We start from the raw sequence: 22,594 nt of genomic DNA, 5'->3' as shown, positions 1-22,594 counted from the left end.
AGCATGGCTTCCGTAAATGCCGCCCACGACGATGACGATGACGCCGCCGTCGACACTATTAACATCACGCCCCTGGTGGACGTGCTGATGGTGGTGCTGGTGATGTTTATCCTCACCGCCACCGCCCAGGTGTCGGGTATCCAGATTCACTTGCCCAAGGCGAGTGCTTCGGTATCGCTGTCCGAGGCCAAGACCAAGGCCATCTCCGTCAACGACGGCGGCCAGGTGTTTCTCGACGCCTACCCGGTGACGCTGGGCGAGCTGGAGGAGCGCCTGCGCATCGAGAAGGCGCAGAACCCGGACTTCCCGGTGATTGTGCGCGGCGACGCCATGGTGCAGTACCAGAAGGTGATCGAGGTGCTCGACTTGCTGCGCCGGCTGGAGCTGTCCCAGGTCGGGCTGGTCACCGGCAAGCCGAGCCAGGGTTGAACCATGACCGCACAGATGCCGATGCCGCCCATGCCCGTGAAGAACAAGCTGCTGCGCCCGCTGAAGTGGGGCGCTGGCCTGCTGCTGGCCGCCCTGGCGGCCTGGTTCCTGTGGCAGTGGGCCAATGACATGAGTGGCGTGCGCCGCGAAGCGCCGAAGGTGCCGACCATTATCCCGTTGCCGCCACCGCCGCCGCCTCCACCGGAAAAACCCAAGGAACCTGAGCCCAAGGTCGAAGAAAAAATCCCGGAGCCGGTGCCCACGCCTGAGCCCGAAGAGGTCAAGCCGGCGCAAGAAGCACCGCCTTCGCCCGCCGATGATTTGGCCAACCCGATGCAGATCGATGGCGATGCGCAGTCCGGCAACGACGCGTTCAACATCGGCGCCGGCAAGGGCGGCGGCATGGCCGGTTCCGGTGGCGGTGGTTTGGGCACCGGTACTTACAAGCAGTACCTGGCGGGGCTGTTTCAACGGCTGCTGAGGGATGACCCCGAGTTACGCAAAAAGGCGTATGCGGTGCAGGCCGATTTGTGGCTGAGCGCCGCAGGCGAGGTTGTGCGTGCAGAGCTGGTGAAGTCCAGCGGCGATGCCGAGACCGACGCGCAAGTGCTCGCCGCCTTGCGCGCAACCCATGCCACACAACGCGTTCCAGCAGCCGTGACGATGCCGGTGCGCCTGTCGCTCAAGGGCCGACGCCCGGATTGATCACACCCATTTCTTGCAGTTTTTTACAGGAGTTGCGTATACATGATTTCCCCCGTGAATCGACTGACCCTGGCGGTCGGCATGGTCATCGCGACCCTGGTTGGCCAGGCGACGGCTGCCCCGGTTGCACCGTCGGAAAACGTCACGATCAACCTGATCCGCCTGCTGGTGCAGCAAGGTGTGCTGACCCAGGACGCCGCCAACGGGCTGATCGCCCAGGCCGAACAACAAGCCCAGCAGGCCCGGCAAGCCGCTGCTGCGCCGGTGGTTGCCAGCGGCCCGACGGCGGCGCCTGGTGATGTGCGCGTGCAGTACGTGCCGCAAGCGGTGCGTGACCAGATCCGTGACCAGGTCAAGGCCGAAGTCATGGCCACCGCCAAGCAGGAAAACTGGGCGCAGCCCAATACTTTCCCGGACTGGGTGTCGCGTGTCAGCTTCGACGGCGATATTCGCCTGCGTGACGAGTCGCGCTACTTCTCGGGCAACAACAGCAACGAAATCGTCGACTACGCCAAGCTCAATGAAAGCGGCCCGTATGACGTCAACAAAGACACCAACACCAAGTTGCCGCCATTGCTTAACGCCAATAAAGACCGCGAAAACCTGTTTCGCCTGCGCGCTCGCCTGGGCATGAAAGCGCTGATTACGCCGGAGTGGACCGCCGGTATCCGCATCGGCACCGGCTCGGACAATAACCCGGTGTCCACCACCCAGACCCTGGGCGGCGGCTTCGGTAAAAAGGACATCTGGCTCGACCAGGGTTACCTGAGCTGGAAAGCCACCCCGGACGTGACCCTCACCGCCGGGCGTTTCGCCAACCCGTTCTATTCCACCGACATTTTGTACTCGCCGGACCTAAACTTCGATGGTATTGCGGCCAACTTCAACCATGCGCTGAACAGCGAGTGGGGCGTATTCGGCACCCTCGGCGTATTCCCCGTGGAGTACACCTCCGACGCGTCCAGCAGCAACGGTTTCGACAAGGAAGACAGCGACACCAAATGGCTGTTCGGCGGCCAGGTTGGCGCCAACTGGAAGATCAACCGCAGCAACAGCCTCAAGGGTGCGATGGCGTACTACCACTTCGACGATATCGAAGGCCAACGCTCCAGCCCGTGCAGGCCGTGGGCCGGCCAACCCGCCTGCGACAGCGACGGCTCGCGCCTGGCCTTTATGCAAAAGGGCAACAGCGTGTTCCTGCTGCGCGATATCACCCCCAACCCGGCCACACCTGGGTTGACCCCGCAGCCGCAGTTTGTGGGCCTGGCCTCCAAGTTCGACGTGCTCGACCTGAACCTGGCCTGGGACGCCGAGCTGCCCAGTGACTTCAAGTTGCGTACCCAAGGCAACTACATCCACAACCTGGCCTACGACAAGGGCGAGATGCTCAAGCGCAGCGAAGGCCAGATCGTCAACAACATCAACAGCAAGGGCCAGTTTGAAAGCGGCGGCAATGCGGCGATGGTGCAGTTCACCCTCGGCAACGCGTTCGAGATGCGCAAGCGCGGCGACTGGAACCTGTTGGCCGGCTACAAATACATCCAGCCCGACGCCTTGCCGGATGGCTTCAATGATTCCTCGTTTCACCTGGGCGGCACCAACGCCAAGGGCTATTTCGTGGGCGGCAACTACGGCATCGACAAGAACATTTACGCCAGCGCCCGTTGGTTGAGCGCCTCCGAAGTGTATGGCGCGCCGTTTGAAGTGGATGTGATGCAACTGGAACTCAACACGCGCTTTTGATGCGCAGGGAGATGCCACATGAACACGCGAATCTTAGGCGGGCTGTTGCTGGTGCTGGTGGCCACGGGCGCTTCGGCCGAAGGCATGGAGGAGCGCCTGCGCACTCAACTGCGTAGCACTACCCAACAGTTGCAGGCGTTGCAAAGCGAGCAGGCCCAGGCCAGTGCCGCGCGTATCGCCGCCGAAGCACAGGCCAAGCAGGCCCAGGCGCAGATCAAGCAATTGACGGCCGAGCTGGAAAAGGCCCGGGGTGCGGCCGAGCAATTGGCCGGCCAGCAACAGAGCCTGCACAGCCAGGCGCAAGCCCAGGTGGCGGCGAGCAATGAACAGATCGGCAAGTTCAAGAAGGCCTATGACGAGCTCTTGGTTTTGGCCAAGGGCAAGGAAACCGAACGTGCCCGCCTGCAGGCGCAACTGAGCGAACGTGACACACAAGTGCAGCAATGTTCAGCCAAGAATCAACAGATGTACGGCGTGGCCCGGCAACTGCTGGCGGCTTACGAAAAAATCGACGTGGCCGAGGTGATGAGCATCCGCCAGCCGTTCGCCAGCAGCGCGCGGGTCAAGTTCGAGGAACTGGCCCAGGGTTTTGGAGATGAGCTATACCTTAATCGGTTTGATGCTCCGCACACCGCCCTTAATCAATGATCAACAAGGAAGAGACACTATGAGCGATGTTCAACTGATCTCCAGCGTCACCCCGCAAAGCCTCACCGAGTTGCTGCAGGAAGCCGGCTACCGGGTCAACCAGACCGAACAGAACGGCATCGTGCAACTGCTCAGCGCCAGCCAGGGCATCGGTTTTGCCGTGCGTTTTGGTAACGCGGCGGCCGAGCAGGGCAGCTACGTGGACTTCACCTACAGCTGCGCGCTGCGAGTACAAGGTGAACTGCCCAAGGGGCTGGCCGAGGTGTGGAACGCCTCGCGGCGCTTTGCCCGCCTGTCGTTGCAGGGTGAATTTTTGCTGATGGAAATGGACGTGGTGGTGGCCGGCGTGGGCGCCGCGCACCTGCGCAGCCAACTGGAATTGTGGGACCGACTGCTGCAGGAATTTATCGTGTACCTGCGCGATTACAGCCAGCAAGCCGCGCAATTGCAGGCCCAGGCGGCCGCAGCACCGGTGGATGAAGAGGCGCCTGTCCTGTGAAAAAACCAACCCTGCTGGTCGGCGCCGGTGCGCTGACATTGCTGGTCGTGGCGGTAGGGTTGAGTCTGCGACCGGGTGCTGACCCGGTCGCCGCTCAGCAGCCGGCGCCGGGCGTGAACACCGAAGGCGCAGGCCCGGCGGTGGCGCGCCTGGGTAACCAGCAGATCGACCTGCCTGAACTGCAACGCGTATTGGCCGGCTTGCCGGCTGAAACCCGCGAACAACTGCGCGGCAACCGTGGCGCACTGGAAGCCTGGATTCGTTCACGCCTGGCGCAAAAAGCCGTGCTCGAACAGGCGGATGCCCAGGGCTGGCGCCAGCGCCCGGAGGTGGAGCAGCAGACCCGCGCCGCCACTGAGCAGATAGTGTTCCGTGACTACATGCTGTCGGTCAGCCAAGTGCCGGCCGACTACCCCAGCGCGGCTGAATTGCAGCAGGCCTACGACAGCGGCAAGGCCCAATGGGTGACGCCGCCGTTGTACCGGGTCAGCCAGATTTTCCTCGCCGTCAATGACCCGCAAAACCTCGACAGCGTGCGCCGCCAGGCCCAGGAACTGAGCCGCAAGGCCCAGGCTGCACCGGCTGAATTTGCCGCCCTGGCCACGCAATATTCCCAGGACCCTGGCACCGCTCAACAAGGCGGTGACTCCGGGTTGCAACCGTTGCAGCAACTGGTGCCGGAAGTACGTGGCGTGGTTTCGCGCCTCAAAGTCGGCGCGGTGTCGGATGCGCTGCAAAGCGCGGCCGGTTTTCATGTGCTCAAACTGACCGGCCAGCAACCGGCACGCACCGCCAGCCTTGATGAGCTGCGCGAACGCCTCACCCAAGCCTTGCGCGCCCAACGCCAGGAACAGATCGCCAAGGCCTACCTGGAAGGCATGCTCAATACCGCGACCTTGAGCATTGACGGTGCCGAGCTGAACAAGGTGCTGGAATAACACCGGCCAGGCTTGGCACTGGATGTATCGACCGACACGACAGGGAGTCTCCCATGGCATATTTAGAACCGTCCGGCCCCCAGGGGGCTGCAGCCTATCGCGCGCCAAACGAGCCGCGCAGCGCCTGGCTGGCCCTGGCAGAGGAGATCGAGCCGGAGGTGGTGCGCTACTTTTTGGTCAGCGCGCGGTGTGGCTGTTTTATGCAAGCCGCGCGCAGTTTGAATATCAAGGCCACGCTGTTGCGCAAGCGCCTGGCGCAGTTGGAAGAGCAACTGCGCCGTTCACTGTTCAGCTATCAAGGCAATGGCTTGGCGCTGAGCCGCGACGGCTTGCAACTGCAAGCGCAACTGGTGAGCCTGGCTCGCGAGCGGCGCCTGCCGGTGATGGTGCAACAGCCGCTGATACGCCTGGCCGTTGCTGAGCCGATCCTGCATGACATCCTCGGCCGCGACCTGATCGCGTTGTTGCGCCGCAATGCCAGTGTGCGTCTGGAGATCATCTCCATCGACAGCCAATTGTCGTTGCAGGCGGTGGATGTGGACGTGGTGTTATGGCTGTCGGATGCCGACGGGCCGGTGCCTGGGCCGAGTTTTGCCACCGAGCCGCCGCGGCGCCTGGCGCTTTTGCAGTATTTGCCGCATATCGCCAAGCGCTATTCGCGGTTGACCACGCGCCCGGACAGTGTGGAAGACCTGGATGACTACATGCTGGTGCAGTGGCAGCCGGATGTGCAGGTCGAGGCCTTGCAACCCTGGAACAGCGTGGTCGAACAGCGCTTGGCGGCGGTGGTGAAAGTGCAGGCCTATTCGCTGATGCTGGAGATGATTCGTTGCGGCGCGTGCATTGGCCTGCTGCCGCACTACATGGGCAGCTTCGACCGTGGGTTGGTGGCGTTGCCCGGGTTGATGGGCGAGACCATGCAGCGTCAGGTGTGGCTGGCGGTGAATGCCCAGGCGCATGATGCTGAAGCGGTGCGGATGGTGGTGGAGCTGATTGTGGGGACGTTTGAAGGGCGGCGGGAGTGGTTTGATTGACGGGCTGCTGAGTACCGAGAGGCATCCTGTTTCATGTGTGTTGTAATATATCGAGACAACCTCGCCAGTCTCCGCGGACTGCGCCATGAAACAGAGTGAAGAGTGATGCAGGCCACCCGGTTGACCTTGATTTGCCATGCCGTCACGCCGCTGCAAAAGCGCGGGCGTTTTCCCGATGACGAGTCTGTCGCGATGGATTGGCAAGGAGCGGCGTTATCCCTGGCCGGGCGTTTCAAGAAAACCACGCGGTTAGTCAGCGCGCCCGAGGCCAGAAGCCGTCAGACGGCGGGCCTGTTCGGTGCCGACGCGCAGATCGAAAATGCTTTGCGTGATGTTGATTTCGGCGCCTGGAAAGGCCAGGCCATCGATCAATTGGCCCCCGATGCGTTGGCGGCCTGGATGACCGACAGCGCCGCCGCACCCTATGGCGGTGAATCGGTAGAGCAGCTCTGCACGCGGGTTGGGCGCTGGATCAAATCCCTCGAAAGCCACCCCGGCCACGTCGTGGCCGTCACCCACCCCTTCGTGATCCGTGCCGCCCTGCTGTACGTCATGCAATTTCCCCTCTCGAAGTTCTACTTGATCGACGTCGAGCCGCTGTCCGCCACCGAGCTGCGCTTCAACACTGTATGGCGCCTGCGCCTGGAAACTCACGCCGAATGCCATGAACATGGCAAAATCCACGCCCCGCAATGAGAGCACCCCATGAAACGCATCCTGATCATCGGCATTGGCGCCGGCAACCCTGACTACATCACGATGCAGGCCGTAAAGGCGCTGAACCGCACCGACGTGTTTTTTTTGATGGACAAGGGCCAGAGCAAAGACAAGTTGATCGACCTGCGCCGTGAGATCTGCGAAACCTACATCACCGAGCCCGGTTACCGTTTCGTCGAGGCCGACTGCCCCGAGCGCGTGCGCGGTAATATCGACTACACCACCGCCGTGCAGGACCTGAACCGCGACAAGCAGCTGACCTTCGAGCGCATGATCAACGAGCAAATGGCCGACGGTGAAGCGGGCGCTTTCCTGGCGTGGGGCGACCCTGCGCTGTACGACAGCACCATCCGCATCCTGCAGGCGATTCTGGCCAGCGGCCGTTGTGAGTTTGAGTTCGAAGTGATCCCCGGCATCACCAGCGTGCAGGCCCTGGCGGCTCAGCATAAGGTGGCGCTCAACCGTATCGGCCGCTCCATCGAGATCACCACCGGGCGCCGGCTGGCAGCGGGGCAGGCAAGTGATGCAGATACCTTGGTGGTGATGCTTGATGCCGAGGACTCCTACCGCACTGTGGCCGACCAGGATATGGATATTTACTGGGGAGCCTACCTGGGCACCCCGGATGAAATACTGATCAGCGGCAAAGTCAGTGAAGTGGCCGACGAAATCCAACGGGTGCGCAAGGCTGCGCGCCTGGAGAATGGCTGGATCATGGACACGTATCTGTTGCGCAAACCCTGAGGTTGATGCCCATGTTCAAACTGTTCGCCCTGGCGCTGGCGTTAGTCGCCGGTGCCGCCCACGCCGATGATGCCTTGCACACGGACTTGCCGTTAGCCTACCTGGAGCAGACGCAGAGTGATGCGCGCAACCAACCCCTGGTGATCTTCCTGCACGGGTTTGGCAGCAACGAAGAAGACTTGTTTGGCATCAAGGACGCGTTGCCGTCCACCTGGACCTATTTGTCGGCCCGCGCGCCGATGCCGGTGGACCCCAGTGGTTATCGCTGGTTTGCCAAGAAGCCCGGGGAGGGTGATTACGACGGCGAGACGGCGGATTTGCAGCGCAGCGCCCAGCTGATTGAACACTTTGTCAGCAAGGCCATGGCCAAGTACCACACACAAAGCGATCGGGTGTTCCTGGTGGGGTTCAGCCAGGGCGCGATCATGGCGTATGAGGTGGGCTTGCGAAAGCCTGCCATGGTGCGCGGGATTGCGGCGCTGAGTGGCAGCGTGTTGCCGGTGCTCAAGGCTGAGCTCAAGCCTGATGAGTCATTGAATAAGCTGGCGATTTTTATCGGCCATGGCACCTTGGACCAGGCGCTGCCGTATGCGTCGGCCACCCGCGCCAATGAGGTGTTGCTGGGGCTGGGGCTGAAGCCTGAGTTTCATGGGTATATGGGCATGCCGCATACCGTGAGCGCGGCTGAAATACAGGACCTCAAAGCCTGGCTGGAAAATAGTTTGAAGTAAAAACGCGGTTAAACAATGTGGGAGCAGGCTTGCCTGCGATAGCGGTGTATCAGTCACCCAATAGGTCGACTGGTAAATAGCTATCGCAGGCAAGCCAGCTCCCACAGTTGATGTGTGTTGTTTGTTAAACCAGGTTACTTGCCGCCGGTAATCTGCTTCACCAGCTCAGCATGTCCTTTCACATCATCCGCCCGCGAAATCGCCTGGATCACCAGCAGATGGTTGCCCGAACCGCCGAGGAATGTGGAGTTCAGGGTCTTGCCACCGCCTTGGGTCGCCGTACTGTCCACCTGGCGCAGGCCCAGGCCTTTGAAGGTCAGCTTTTTCTCGTTTTGCTTCTTGAAGTCGGGCAGGGCAGCGCTCTGGTCCTTGACGAAGTCCGCCACGGCACCATCGAGAAACTGCGGGTCATTATCCTTGATGGTTGCCCCATCGTTGCGCACGGTTTCGGCGACGATCACGACACTTTTCGTGGTCGAGTTCGCGTACAGCGTGCCTTGGGTATCGGCGGTGCCATCCTCGACCTTGCCAGTCGGCAACGTGTCAGCGACGAAAGCCTTGGGCAGGTTGAAGGTGAACTTGCCGCCCAAGGTCGAGATGGTCTGGGTGGCAGGGGACTTGCTGGCGGCGAACACGCTACCGGCGGTAAGCGCAAGGGCCAGCAGGACGGCGGTCTTGGTGAAAGTGGCCATGAAACGCTCCAGGGATGAACGAAATTGCGGCGTATTCTGTCAGAAATTTCGCAATATCGTTCATCCCTAAGTTCACACCTTGTCGGACTCCTCTTGAAGCCGGTCCATCTCGAACAGCCGCGCCAGTTCCGTGCGGGCTTCCTGGGCCGATTGCAATACTTTGGCCGCGTCGTCATACACCGCGTGTTGAGCGGCGAGTAACTGGTGGTCGTGGTTTTTGAATCGATCAATGCGTGCATCGGCCTGGGCCTGGCTCAAGCCGAGGCCGACCAGGGTGCGACGGCTCATTTCCAGGCTGGAGTAGAAGGTCTCGCGCACCGGCGAGGCGTCCAGGTCGACCAGGCGGTGAACGTGCTGGCGGTTACGTGCGCGGGCGATGATTTTCATGTGCGGATAAAGGCTGCGCACCAGGGCGGCGGTCTTGATATTTATTTCCGGGTCGTCCATGGCGATCACAAAAAACTCGGCTTGGTCGACCTTGGCTGCATGTAGGATTTCCGGGCGCTGCGGGTCGCCGTAGAACACCGGCATGCCGCCGAAGCTGCGGGTCAGCTCGATGGTTTCCACCGAGGTGTCGAGGGCAATGAACGAGATGTTTTGCGCGCGCAGGATCCGCGCGACGATCTGGCCCATACGGCCCATGCCGGCGATCACCACGCGGGGCGCATCGCTTTCGATGGTGCGGTATTCCTCCGGCACCTCCACGGTCTTGGCCTTGTGTTTGAACAGCTTGGGGCACACCAGCAACAGCAGCGGCGTCACCGCCATCGACAAGGTGATGGTCAGCACCAGCACATCGTAAAGGTGCGGCTCGAACAGGCCCTGGTCGCGGCCGATCTTGAACACCACAAAGGCAAACTCACCACCCGCCGCCAGCACGATACCGAGGCGCAAGGCGCTTTCGCGGTTGAGGTCACCCACCAGCCGGCCCACGGCGTACAGCAGCGGCAGTTTCAGGCCGATCAGCAGCAAGGTCAGCCCGATCACCATCAACGGCGTGCTGAGCAGCAGGCTGAGGTTGGCGCCCATGCCCACGCTGATAAAAAACAGGCCCAGCAGCAGGCCCTTGAACGGCTCGATCTGGGATTCCAGCTCGTGGCGATATTCCGAATCGGCCAGCAGCAGCCCGGCGAGGAAGGCACCGAGGGCCATGGACACACCCACCAGTTCCATCAGCCACGCGGTGCCGATAACGACCAGCAGCGCGGTGGCGGTGGACACTTCGCGCAGGCCGGTCTTGGCGACGATGCGAAACACCGGGCGCAACAGGTAGCGCCCACCGATGATCACCACGGCGATGCTGCCCAGTATCTGCAGCACGTGTTGCACGCCCTGGGCTTCGGTCGTCGGGTGATCGCTGCCGGCCAGCAGCGGCACCATGGCGATCAGCGGGATCGCCGCGATGTCCTGGAACAGCAGTATGGCAAAGGCCAGGCGCCCGTGGGGCTGGTTGAGTTCCTTGCGTTCGGCCAGGCTTTGCAGGCCAAAGGCAGTGGAGGACAGCGCCAGGCCCAGGCCCAGCACGATTGCACTGTTCCACGGCTGACCAAATAGCCACAGCGCCGCCACGCCCATCACCACGCCGGTGAGCACCACCTGGGCCAGGCCGACGCCGAACACCGCCTTGCGCATCACCCATAAACGTTTGGGCGACAGCTCCAGGCCGATGATAAACAGCAGCAACACCACGCCCAGTTCAGAAAATTGCGCCACGCTCTGCGGGTTGCCCACCAGGCCCAGCACGGACGGGCCGATGATCACACCGGCAAACAGATAGCCCAGCACGGCGCCCAATTGCAGGCGCTTGGCCAAAGGCACGGTCAACACAGCGGCGAGCAGGAACACCACGGCTGCTTGTAACAGGTTGCCTTCATGGGGCATTGAGATCTCCCAGATCTTTAAAGCGAATCAACAGGGCGTTATTAGCGCCTTTTTTACATTTGGAAACTTGTATTTATGTCGCGACAGTCAATGGATGCTGGCTGTAATCCCATTCTGACAGGGAGTTTACGAAAGTATTAATACCATTTAATTCAATGACTTTTCTGTAGGTCTACTACCGTTTCGACAAATTGGATCAATTGTCACCACGGTCAGGTATCTCGAATTCGATGCGTGTGGGTCAATAAAGTTGAGTTTGTACGCACCCATGGATGAAAGGCTTGGACCACAAGGAGTTGAGCGTGGATAAAAGACTTGCTACTGCCGTTGTACCTCGTATTTCTGCGCTTTCTCTTGCTATTCGCCTCGGCGTAGCGGGGCTGGTGATGGGCCTTGCAAGCCCCGAAGCGATGGCGGCCTGCTCGCCCGCAAGCCCCACGGCGGGTGCCACGGTGACGTGTACGGGGGTGCCGTCGTTACCGCTGTTTCTGAACACCTTCTCGAGTGCGGTGAATGACCTGACGGTCAACGTCAACCCTGGCGCGCAGCTCAACGCAACGTTGGGCGGCATTGCGTTGAACCTGACCGGTAACAACACCACACTGAACAACTCCGGCACCATCGACCCGGCGCTGCTCGGGTTTGTATCCGTGCTCAGTGGCGGTGTGGTGGTGGGCAATACCGCGGCCAGTACGGTGAATATCACCAACACGGCCACCGGGATCATCCGCGGTACCGGCGCACTGCTGGGGCTTAATCTGACTTCGTTGGGTGGTGCGGCGCTGAACGTCACGAATGGCGTCGGTGGCACCACCACCCTCACCAACGCCGGCACCCTCGGCTCCAGTTCGTTGCTGGGTCTTACGTTGTTTGCCTCTGACACGCCAGTGGTCGCCGTGCAAGGTGGCGGCCAGGTCAACATGACCAACAGTGGCACGCTCACCGGGCGGGTTGCCTTCGAGGCGTCCACTTTGGGTAATACCTTCGTCAACAGCGGGACCATTTCCGGCGGCGTGTCGATGGGAGCAAACAGCACCAACACCTTTACGGCGGTGACCGGGTCGAGCGTGTCCTCGGGTGGCGGTATCGGCTTGAGCCTCGGCGGCCTGTTGGGCGTAAACCTGACGTTTGCCCCCACCGGCCAGGTGGATGGCGGCGCAAACGGCAGCAACACCTTGATCCTGCAAAACCCCGGCGCCACCGGCAGCAGCGGCACTGGCACGGCGTCCAGCGCCACCTATGTCAACTTCAACAACCTGACCATCAACGGCGGCACCTGGACGTTGCAGGGGCCGTTGGTCAGCGGCAGCACAACGCTCAATGGTGGCATTTCGCAGTTCGATAACAGTGCGACGTTCGGTACTGGGGCAATCACCGCCAATGGCGGGATTATCGAGGCAACGGCCAATAACCTGACGCTGGCTAACCTGCTCACGCTGGGCACCGGCGGGTTGACCGTCCAGGGCGCCAATACCGGGCTGACCCTGGGCGGCGTGCTCTCGGGCACCGGCGGCTTGACCAAGACGGGCACGGGTCAACTGATCCTCAATGCCGCTAACACTTACACCGGCGCCACCACGCTGTCCGGCGGTTCGGTGCAGTTGGGCAATGACCTGGCGCTGAGCAGCGGCGCTGTCACCGTCACGGCCGCATCGACTTTGCAGGCGCCTGGCACAGTCAGCCTTGCCAACACGTTCACGCTTAACGACAACCTGACGACCGATGTGGCCGGTACGCTGAGCCTGAACGGCGCCATTACCGGCAACGGTGGGCTTACCCAGAGCGGCGCGGGCAGCCTGACGCTCAATGGCGTCAACACCGGCTTCAGCGGCGCCACCAACCTGGGCGCCGGCACCCTGGTGCTGGGCAATAACAATGCCCTGGGCAGCGGCAACCTGAATGTGACAGGTACTGCCAACCTGGACACCAGTGGCGCCTCATTACTGAACAACAATGTCGTCTTGACCGGCGATCTCAGCCTGCTCAACGCCAACCCACTGACCCTGAGCGGCGTGATGTCCGGCGTCGGCGGCCTGACCAAAACCGGCGCGGGCCTGCTGACCCTGGCCGGTAACAACACCCGCAGCGGTGTAACGTCGCTGAATGCCGGCGGTTTGTTGCTCAGCACCAACACCGCCCTGGGGACGGGCGCGCTGAATACGGCTGCGGGCACTTCGCTGGACGCCACGACGGCGGTGACCCTCGCCAACGCGGTCAACCTGGCCGGCAACCTGGGCATTGGCGGCACCGCCGACCTGACGCTGGCCGGTACGATCAATGGCGCTGGCAGCCTGACCAAAAACGGCGCCGCCAATCTAGTGCTCAACGGCGTCAACAACTTCCTGGGCGGCACCACGCTCAATGCGGGCACCCTGACGGCGGGCTCCAACTCAGCCCTGGGTCTGGGTAACTTGACCGTTGGCGGCGCGTCGACGCTGGACAGCAGCGGGGCATTCAGCCTGGGCAACAACGTTGTGCTCAACGCCGGGTTGACGGCCGGCGGTACCAATAACCTGACCCTGGCGGGTGTGCTCAGTGGGGCAGGGCCGCTGACCAAAAGTGGCCTGGCCAACCTGACCCTCAACGGCAACAACACCTTCAGCGGCGGCACCAACCTCAATGCCGGGACCTTGACCCTGGGCAACGCCAATGGCCTGGGCAGCGGCGCCTTGACCGTCGGCGGTGCGGCGACCCTGGACACCAGCGCGTCCTTTAGCATCGGCAATGCCCTTGCGCTGAATGCTGACCTTACGATCGCCGGCAACAACGACCTGAGCCTGAACGGCGTGGTCAGCGGCGCTGGCAACCTGATCAAAAATGGTTTGTCCGACCTGACCCTGGCCGGCAACAACACCTTCACCGGCGCCGTGAACGTGGTCTCCGGCAGCCTGACGTTGCTCAATGCCAATGCCTTGGGCAGCACTTCCGGGGTTAACGTGAGTGCGGGCGCCGGGGTCAACCTGGCCACCGACGTCAGCCTGGCCGGCTTGAGCGGCAGCGGTAGCGTGCAACTGAGTGGCGCCAACAGCTTGACCGTTGGCGGGGTCAACACCACCAGTACGTTTGATGGTGATTTGAGTGGCGCTGGCGGGCTGATCAAGGTCGGCACCGGCACTCTCAACCTTACCGGCATCAATGGCGTCACTGGCAACACGGCGATCAATGCAGGCACCTTGAACCTCAGTGGTTCCCTGGCCAGCGCCCAGGTCAATGTCAACAACGGCGGTACGCTGACCGGTACCGGTTCGTTATTGGGTGCGCTGAACGTCAATAACGGCGGCCATTTGGCCTTGAGCAGCGGCAATACCTTGTCAGCCGGTGCACTGAACATGGTCGCGGGTGGCAACCTGGATGTTGCCCTCGGTGCGCCATCCCTCACTTCCTTGCTCAATGTCGGCGGTAACGTGGCGCTCGCCGGCAACCTGAACGTCACCGATGCCGGTGGTTTTGGCGCGGGCACTTATCGCCTGATCAACTACACCGGCGGCCTGACCGGTGGCCTGACGGTAGCCGGTGTTCCCGTGGGTTATGGCCTCGGCGATCTGCTGGTACAAACCTCGGTCGGCAACCAGGTCAACCTGGTGGTGTCGGCGCCCAATATCCGCTTCTGGGACGGCAGCCAAGCTATCGCCAACGGCGTGGTGGATGGCGGAACGGGCGCCTGGACCGCCGGCGGTACCAACTGGACGTCCGCCGATGGCTTGACCAACTCACCTTGGTCCAGTGGCTTTGCGGTGTTCACCGGTGCTGCCGGTACGGTCACCGTGCAAGGCCCGCAAGCCTTTACCGGCCTGCAGTTTGTCACCGACGGCTACAACCTGGTCAGCGGCGCAGGCGGGCAATTGACTGCGATCAATGGCGGCAGTGGCAATGTATCGATGCGTGTAGATCCGGGCGCAACCGCGACCGTCGGGGTCAATATCGATGGCGCCGGCACCTTGAACAAGCTCGACACCGGCACCCTGGTGCTCAACGGCGCCAACACCTATACCGGTGGCACCTTGCTCAATGGCGGCGCGCTTATCGTCGGTAGCAACACTGCACTGGGCGGCGGCCTGTTGACGACAGCGGCCGGGACGACACTGGACAGTAATGCTGCCATCACCTTGGGCAACACGGTGCTCTTGAACGGCGACACCACTGTCGCGGGCGGCAACGCGCTGACCCTTAATGGCGGGATCAGCGGCGTTGGCGGCCTGATCAAAAACGGCGCGGCCACTTTGACCCTGGGCGCAAGTAACACTTTCCTCGGGCCTGTGGCCTTGAACGCGGGTGGGCTGATCCTGGCCGCCAACAATGCCTTGGGCGCTGGCGCGTTGAATGCGGCTGGCGGCACGACACTGGATGCCAGTGCGGCGGTCACTGCCAATAACGCGATCAACCTGGCAGGCAACCTGGGTATAGGCGGCACGGCTGACCTGACCTTGGGCGGTGCAATCAATGGTGCTGGCAGCCTCACGAAAAATGGCGCAGCCAACCTGATCCTCAATGGTGCTAATACCTACCTCGGCGGCACGACGCTGAACGCGGGCACATTGACCCTGGGCAATAACCTCGCGCTGGGCCTGGGCAACCTGACGGTGGGTGGTGCATCGACGCTCGATAACAGCAGCGCGCTGAGCATCGGCAATGGTGCTGTGCTGAACGCTGCCTTGACGGTGGCTGGCAACAATGACCTGACCCTGGGCGGCCTGCTCACGGGCACCGGCGCGTTGGTCAAGGATGGCGCGGCCAACCTGACCCTCAATGGCCTCAATGCCTACAGCGGCGGAACGACCCTCAATGCGGGTACTTTGACCCTGGGCACCGCGACAGCCCTCGGGACGGGCGCCTTGACGGTGGGCGGCGCGGCCAACCTAAACAATGGCACGCCACTGGTGCTGGCCAATGCGGTCAATGTCAACGCCAACCTCACGGTGGGCAGCCTGAATAACAACCTGACGCTGGCGGGTGTGGTGGGGGGGAGCGCCAATCTGATCAAAACCGGCACTGGCGACCTGGCCCTGACTGGCAACAACGCCTTCTCCGGCCTGTTCGATGTGCAAGCAGGCAGCCTTACCACCGTGGGTAATGGCGCGCTGGGCGCAGGCGCCGGGGTCAACCTGGGCAGTGGCACGCAATTGAACCTGGGTGGCTCGGCCAGCCTGGGTGCACTCACCGGCAACGGCGTGGCCGTTGTTGGCACCGGCAGCACCTTGAGTGTCGGCAGCAATAACCTCGACAGCACGTTCGGCGGCGTACTCGCCGGGTTGGGCGGTCTTAACAAAATCGGCAGCGGTGCCTTGACCCTCGGCGGCCTCAGCGTGTTGACCGGTGACACCCAGGTCAACGCCGGCAGCCTGCTGGTCAACGGCGCGCTGGCCAGTACCAACGTGAATGTGGCTAATGGCGCCACCCTCGGCGGCACCGGCACCCTGGTGGGGGCCGTCAACATTGCCGACGGTGGCCACCTGGCCGTCAACTCGGGCAACACCCTGACAGTCGGCTCGTTGGTGCTCAATACCAACTCCAACCTCGATGCCGGGCTCGGCGCCCCGTCTACCGGCGGCACGGCGCTGATTCATGTGGGCGGTAACCTGACCCTGGACGGCACGCTGAATGTCAGCGATATCGGTGGCTTCGGCCCCGGTATCTACCGGTTGATCGACTACACCGGCGGCCTGACCAATAACGGCCTGCAGTTGGGCAGCTTGCCGGTGAATATCCCGGCCACCGACCTGGACCTGCAAACAGCAATCGGCAACCAGATCAACCTGCTGGTCAACGGCAACACCACCGTGCAGTTCTGGGATGGCAGCCAAACCACCGGTAATGGCAGCATCGAGGGCGGCAGCGGTACCTGGACAAGCGGCGCCACCAACTGGACAGGCGTCAACGGTTCGTTCAACGCAGCCTGGGCGCCAAACAGCTTTGCGGTCTTCCAGGGCGCGGCGGGTACTGTCAGCGTGGACGGCGCCCAAGCGATTACCGGCCTGCAATTTGTCACCGACGGCTACAACGTGGTCGGCGGCACGGCGGGGGCCTTGACCTTGTTCAACGGCACCGGCGGCAACACCGCCGTGCGCGTTGACCCGAATGCCACCGCGACCCTGGGCGTCACCCTCAATGGCGGCGGTACTCTGGCCAAGCTGGATGCGGGCACCTTGGTGCTCAATGGCGCCAACACCTACACCGGCGGCACCGCGCTCAATGGCGGTACGTTGGTGGTCGGCAATAACAGTGCGTTGGGCAGCGGTGCGTTGACCGCGTCCAATGGCACCACCCTGGACAGCAATGCCGCTGTCAGCCTGGCCAATGATGTGAACGTCAACGGCACGCTGACAGTCGGCGGCAGCAACGCGCTGACCCTGGCCGGCAGCGTGGCCGGCACCGGTAGCCTGATCAAAAACGGCATCGCCAGCCTGACCTTGAGTGGCAACAACACCTATGCAGGGCCGACGGCATTGAACGCCGGCGGGTTGATCCTGGCCTCTAACACTGCGCTGGGCACCGGCGCGCTGAATGCGGCGGCAGGCACCACGCTCGATACCAGCAGTGCAGCCACCCTGGCAAACGCCGTGAACCTGGCGGGCAACCTGGGCATTCTCGGCAGCGCCGACCTGACCCTTGATGGATTGGTCACCGGGGTTGGCAGCCTGGCTAAAAGTGGGGCGGGCAACCTGACACTCAACGGCAACAATGCTTACCTCGGCGGTACGCAGTTGAACGCAGGTGGCTTGGTACTGGGCAATGGTTCGGCACTTGGCACCGGCAGCCTGGCCGTCAACGGCGCAGCGACGCTGGATACCAGTGCCGCAGTGGCGCTGGCCAATAACTCCACGCTCAATGCTGCGCTGACCGTGGTTGGCAGCAACGACCTGGCGCTTGGCGGTGTGGTCGATGGCACCGGATCGCTGATCAAGAACGGCACTGCCAACCTGACCCTCAACGGCGCCAATACCTACAGCGGCGGCACCACCCTCGCGGCCGGTACGCTGACTGTCGGCAATGCCACGGGCTTGGGTTCCGGCGCCTTGACCGTCAATGGAGCAAGTACGTTGGACAACAGCGTGCCGCTGGTACTGGCGAACGCCGTCAACTTGAATGCCGACCTCAGTGTGGCCGGTAACAACAACCTGACCCTGGCGGGTGTGTTGGCCGGCAATGCGGCGCTGATCAAAAATGGCGCGGCGGACTTGCTGCTCAGTGGTAACAACACCTTCACCGGTCCACTCAATGTGCTCGGCGGCAGTGTGACCACTACAGGTAACGCGGCCTTGGGCAACACCTCCGGCGTCAACGTCGGCAGCGGTGCCAGCCTCAACCTGGGTGGCAATGCCAGCCTCAATACCCTGACCGGTACCGGCGCGATTCAAGTGGCGGGCGGCAGCACGCTGGCGGTGGGTGGCAGCAACCTCGACAACACCTTCGCAGGTACGCTCAACGGTGCCGGCAACCTGGATAAAAACGGCACCGGCGTGCTCAACCTGAGCGGCACCAATGGGATCAGCGGCGCGGCCAACGTCAATGGCGGCACTTTAAATGTGAGCGGCTCACTGGCCAGTGGCACGGTGGCGGTGAACAACGGTGCGACGCTGGCCGGTACTGGCTCATTAGCGGGTGCGGTGACGGTGGCTGATGGCGGGCACATCGGCCTGAACGCCGGCAGCACGCTGTCGGTGGGCTCGTTGGTGCTGGGTAATAACGCCAACCTGGACGTCGGCCTCGGCGTGCCGGTGGTGGGCGGTGGCAGCGGGCTGCTGAATGTCGGCGGCGATCTGACCTTGGGCGGCAAACTCAACGTCACCGATATCGGCGGCTTTGGCAGCGGCGTCTACAACATCATCAACTACGGCGGGGCACTCACCAATAATGGCCTGGCCCTTGGCAGTTTGCCGGGCAGTGTGATTCCGGGCGATGTGCAAGTGCAGACGGCCATCAGCAACAAGGTCAACCTGCTGGTGACTGCGCCCAATACCACCGTGCAGTTCTGGGACGGCGCCAACCTGATCGGCAACGGCGCCATCGACGGCGGCAACGGCACCTGGGGCACTGGCACCACCAACTGGACCAACGTTGACGGCACCCTCAACCAGAACTGGAACAACAGCTTTGCAGTGTTCCAGGGCGCGGCGGGTAACGTGACCGTGGAGGGCACGCAAAACCTCACCGGCATGCAGTTCGTTACCGATGGCTACAACCTGGCCTCCGGCACGGCGGGCGTGCTCAACCTGGTGAATGGCGGCACCGGCAACACGGCGATCCGTGTCGACCCGAACGCCACCGCAACGTTGGGCGTCACGCTCGGTGGCGCTGGCACCCTGGCCAAACTCGACACTGGCACCTTGGTGCTTAACGGCACCAACACCTACACCGGCGGCACTGCGCTCAATGGCGGCACGCTGGTAGTCGGCAATAACAGCGCGCTGGGCAGTGGCGCACTGACGGCGGCCGACGGCACCACCCTGGACAGCAACGCGGCCGTCACACTCGGCAACGCTGCGGTACTCAATGGTGCACTGGCCATCGGCGGCAGCAATGCGCTGACGCTTAACGGCAGTATCAGCGGCAATGGCAGCCTGCTGAAAAAAGGCGCGGCAACCCTGACGCTCAACGGCGCCAACACCTACAGTGGCGGCACCGGCCTGAACGCCGGGCAACTGACCCTGGGCAATAACGCCGCATTGGGCAGCGGCGCGCTCACCGTCGGCGGCGCTGCGGCGCTGGATGGCAGCACCGACCTGCAACTGGCCAACGCCATCAGCCTGAGTGGGCCGCTGACCCTGGTCGGCAGCAATGCACTAGCGCTTAACGGCGTGGTCAGCGGCACCGGCAGCCTGGTGAAAAACGGCAACGGTGCGCTGCTGTTGACCGGCGCCAACACCTACAGCGGCGGCACCACCCTTAACGGTGGCACCACCACCGGCAACACCAACAGCTTGCAAGGCGCGATTGCCAACAATGCGGCCCTGACCTTCGAGCAAGGCACCGATGGCACCTACACCGGCAACCTTACCGGCGCAGGCGTGCTGAATAAAACCGGCACCGGCGCGTTGCTGTTGACTGGCAACAACACCTTGACCGGCAACACCAACGTCAACGCCGGCAGCTTGCTGGTCAACGGCACCTTGAACAGCGCAGCGGTGCAGGTAGCCAGCGGCGCGACCCTTGGCGGCAGCGGCAGCCTGGGCGGTGCTGTGACGATGGCCGATGGCTCGACCCTCAAGGCCGGGGCGGCGACGCCGCTGTCGGTGGGTTCGCTGGCGTTGTCGTCGGGCACTGCCCTGGACTTCGCCCTCGGCGCGCCTGGCGCATCCACCACGGCGGTGAATGTGGCGGGCAACCTGACCCTTGATGGCACGCTCAACGTTACCGATGCCGGGGGCTTCGGACTCGGCGTTTATCAACTGTTCCGCTACGGCGGCGCCTTGACCGACAACGGCCTGACCCTCGGCTCGCTGCCGGTCGGCGTGGGTAATCTGAGCCTGCAAACGGCGCTGGCCAACCAACTGAACCTGCTGGTGCAAACCACGCCGGGGCAAATCCAGTTCTGGAACGGCGGCACCACCAACCCTGACGGCACTATCACCGGGGGCAGTGGTACCTGGGGCCCAGGCACCAACTGGACCGATCCAACCGGTACCCAGGGCCAGGCGTCAAATAACCAGTTTGCCGTGTTCGGCGGGCAGGGCGGTACTGTCACTGTGGTCGGCAACCAAGGCTTTACTGGCCTGCAATTCCTTGACCCTGGTTACACGCTGACGGCAGGCGCAGGTGGGACCTTGTCGCCAACCGGTGCGGCAGTGGTGCGTGTCAATTCGGGCGTCACTACCGAAGTGGCTGCGCCAATCGTGGGGGCCGGGTCGATCAACAAACTTGACGCCGGCACCTTGCTGTTGACCGGCGCCAACACCTATTCCGGTGGCACGACCGTCAGTGGCGGTACGCTGGCCGGTAACACGCTGAGCTTGCAGGGTCGCATCCTCAACAATGCGCAACTGTTGTTTGTCCAACCCACTAACGGCACCTTTAATGGTGTATTGAGCGGAACCGGCAGCATTACCAAACAAGGCGCCGGCGCGCTGTTGCTGACCGGCAACCAGCCATTCAGCGGCACGGTGGCGGTGGACCAGGGCGTACTGCAAGTCGGCAACGCGGCCAACCCAGGCGCGGTGTTTGGTGGGCAGGTGACCGTCGCCAACGGTGCAGGCCTGACCGGCAACGGCAGCGTCGGCGCGTTGGTCAACAACGGCAGCGTCACACCTGATAACGGTAAGCTGACGGTGGCCGGTAACTTCACTAATGGCAGTACCGGCGCGTTGAACCTGCTCATCACCCCATCGTCGACCGGCTCCCTGGCCGTTGGGGGTACGGCGAACCTGGGCGGCACGTTGAATGTGGTCAACCTGGCGCCGTACGCCGGCCCGGCCACCTACACGCTGCTCACGGCGGGTGCAGTGAACGGCACCTTCGGCACCACCAACCTGGAGAACCTGGCGTTCCTCAATACCGCGTTGAACTACAGCCCTACTCAGGTGGCGCTGGCGGTTAGCCGCAACAACGTCAGCTACGCCAGCGTGGCAGCCACTGGTAACCAACGTGGCGTGGCCGCCGCGTTGGACAGCGGTGCCGCGGTGGGTGGCGCAACGGTGCAGAACGCGCTGCTGAACTCCAATGTTGCCGGGGCGCGCGCCGCGTTCGACAGTTTGTCCGGGGAAATTCATGCCAGCACCGCCAGCGCCATGCTCGAAGATTCGCGTTACGTGCGTGACGCGGTCAACGAGCGCCTGCGTCAGCCCGGCTGCTACCGCGAAGATGACCCACGCAACAGCCTGGCGCCCAGCGAAAACCGCCTGAGCAGCGCCGGTTGCCACGGCGAAATGGTCGGCTGGATGCGTGTGTTGGGCACCTGGGGCCACATGGGCGGCGACAGCAACACCGCCAAGCTGGACCGCAACCTCGGCGGCTTCCTGCTCGGCACCGACAAACAAGTGGATGACGCCTGGCGCGTCGGTGTGGCCGCCGGCTACACCCGCAGCGACCTGGACGCCAAGCGCCGCAGCTCCAGCGCCGACGTCGACAGCTACCACTTGATGGCCTACACCGCGTACCAGCAGGAAGCCTTCGCCGCTCGCATGGGCGTGGCATACAGCTGGCACGACATCGAAAGCAAACGCGATGTGGCCGTAGGCGGCGTGGGGCAACGCCTCAAAGCCGACTACAAAGCGCGCAGCGCGCAAGTGTTCGGTGAAGTGGGCTACACCATTGAAACCGGCAAAGTGGTAGTAGAACCGTTCGCCGGCCTGGCTTACGTCAACTACGACAGCGATACGATCAAGGAGAAAGGCGGTTCGGCGGCCCTGCGCGGTGATGCCGATCAGGACGTGACCTTCTCGACCCTGGGCGTGCGCATCGGCCAAACCATCACCTTGGGCAACGGCTCGAAAATCACCCCACGGGGCAGCATCGGCTGGCGTCATGCCTTTGGCGACACCAAGCCGGATGCCGACCTGAGCTTTATCAACGGCGGTGCATCGTTCAGCACCCAAGGTGTGCCGATCGCCAAGGACAGCGCGGTGGTGGAAGCGGGCGTGGACTACCAGATCAGTCAGAATGGCAAGTTGGGCCTGGGCTATTCCGGCCAATTGTCGCGCAACGATAAAGACCATGCGATGACGATCAGCTTCTCCCTCGGTTTCTGATCAAAGCCGAGTATTTTTAACCGCCCGAAAGGGCGGTTTTTTTTTGGAAATATTTCTTAACGCTATTCGATGGTTTGCCAATAGGGCAGGGTTGTTGCTCAGCGTCTGGTCAGAAGGATGTACAAACAATTTCCCCTGGAGCCCGGCTGGTA

At 62.7% G+C, this 22,594-nt stretch carries 13 protein-coding genes; 11 read left to right on the top strand and 2 right to left on the bottom strand.

Annotation, left to right across the window (positions count from 1 at the left end; translation table 11 throughout):
• Positions 1-3 precede the first annotated feature (3 nt).
• The 10 genes from ACQY47_RS02165 (at position 4) to ACQY47_RS02120 (ending at position 8,188) form a co-directional block, all read left to right on the top strand.
• Positions 4-429, top strand: a complete 426-nt coding sequence (locus ACQY47_RS02165) for an ExbD/TolR family protein (RefSeq protein WP_017139644.1) — start codon at positions 4-6, stop codon at positions 427-429.
• Positions 430-432: 3 nt separating this feature from the next.
• The gene (locus ACQY47_RS02160; RefSeq protein ID WP_428555181.1) at positions 433-1,134 is read left to right on the top strand and encodes an energy transducer TonB family protein; all 702 of its coding nucleotides are present in this window, start codon (positions 433-435) and stop codon (positions 1,132-1,134) included.
• Between the two features lie 42 nt (positions 1,135-1,176).
• A complete protein-coding gene (locus tag ACQY47_RS02155; protein ID WP_099549255.1) occupies positions 1,177-2,877 on the top strand; it encodes a putative porin in 1,701 nt (566 codons plus the stop codon).
• Between the two features lie 18 nt (positions 2,878-2,895).
• A complete protein-coding gene (locus ACQY47_RS02150; RefSeq protein WP_169986393.1) occupies positions 2,896-3,525 on the top strand; it encodes a DNA repair protein in 630 nt (209 codons plus the stop codon).
• A 19-nt stretch (positions 3,526-3,544) separates the two neighbouring features.
• Positions 3,545-4,024, top strand: a complete 480-nt coding sequence (locus ACQY47_RS02145; RefSeq protein WP_099549256.1) for a YbjN domain-containing protein — start codon at positions 3,545-3,547, stop codon at positions 4,022-4,024.
• Complete coding sequence (locus tag ACQY47_RS02140) at positions 4,021-4,962, top strand: peptidylprolyl isomerase (protein WP_176991098.1); 942 nt, start codon at positions 4,021-4,023, stop codon at positions 4,960-4,962. Before ACQY47_RS02145 ends, ACQY47_RS02140 begins: the two co-directional genes overlap by 4 nt.
• A gap of 53 nt (positions 4,963-5,015) precedes the next feature.
• Positions 5,016-5,996: a LysR family transcriptional regulator gene (locus ACQY47_RS02135; RefSeq protein ID WP_017139638.1), complete on the top strand. Its 981-nt coding sequence runs from the start codon at positions 5,016-5,018 to the stop codon at positions 5,994-5,996.
• 105 nt (positions 5,997-6,101) lie between these two features.
• Positions 6,102-6,692, top strand: coding sequence for a histidine phosphatase family protein (locus tag ACQY47_RS02130; protein ID WP_428557412.1), 591 nt, complete (start codon positions 6,102-6,104; stop codon positions 6,690-6,692).
• A gap of 9 nt (positions 6,693-6,701) precedes the next feature.
• Complete coding sequence (gene cobF / locus ACQY47_RS02125) at positions 6,702-7,457, top strand: precorrin-6A synthase (deacetylating) (protein ID WP_428555174.1); 756 nt, start codon at positions 6,702-6,704, stop codon at positions 7,455-7,457.
• Between the two features lie 11 nt (positions 7,458-7,468).
• Positions 7,469-8,188, top strand: coding sequence for an alpha/beta hydrolase (locus ACQY47_RS02120; protein ID WP_428555171.1), 720 nt, complete (start codon positions 7,469-7,471; stop codon positions 8,186-8,188).
• A gap of 134 nt (positions 8,189-8,322) precedes the next feature.
• On the opposite strand, the gene ACQY47_RS02115 is transcribed toward ACQY47_RS02120, so the two are convergent.
• Both ACQY47_RS02115 and ACQY47_RS02110 read right to left on the bottom strand, forming a co-directional pair.
• Complete coding sequence (locus tag ACQY47_RS02115; RefSeq protein ID WP_017139634.1) at positions 8,323-8,880, bottom strand: hypothetical protein; 558 nt, start codon at positions 8,878-8,880, stop codon at positions 8,323-8,325.
• A 72-nt stretch (positions 8,881-8,952) separates the two neighbouring features.
• The gene (locus tag ACQY47_RS02110; protein WP_017139633.1) at positions 8,953-10,761 is read right to left on the bottom strand and encodes a monovalent cation:proton antiporter-2 (CPA2) family protein; all 1,809 of its coding nucleotides are present in this window, start codon (positions 10,759-10,761) and stop codon (positions 8,953-8,955) included.
• 302 nt (positions 10,762-11,063) lie between these two features.
• Here ACQY47_RS02110 and ACQY47_RS02105 point away from each other — a divergent pair, with 302 nt between their 5' ends.
• The gene (locus ACQY47_RS02105) at positions 11,064-22,442 is read left to right on the top strand and encodes an autotransporter-associated beta strand repeat-containing protein (protein WP_428555166.1); all 11,379 of its coding nucleotides are present in this window, start codon (positions 11,064-11,066) and stop codon (positions 22,440-22,442) included.
• The last annotated feature ends 152 nt before the right edge of the window (positions 22,443-22,594 follow it).

This window comes from Pseudomonas edaphica (genome assembly GCF_965277385.1).
Classification (GTDB): Bacteria; Pseudomonadota; Gammaproteobacteria; order Pseudomonadales; family Pseudomonadaceae; genus Aquipseudomonas; species Aquipseudomonas edaphica.
Note: the sequence above shows the minus strand (reverse complement) of the source record. Positions and strands in the feature narration are given on the sequence as shown.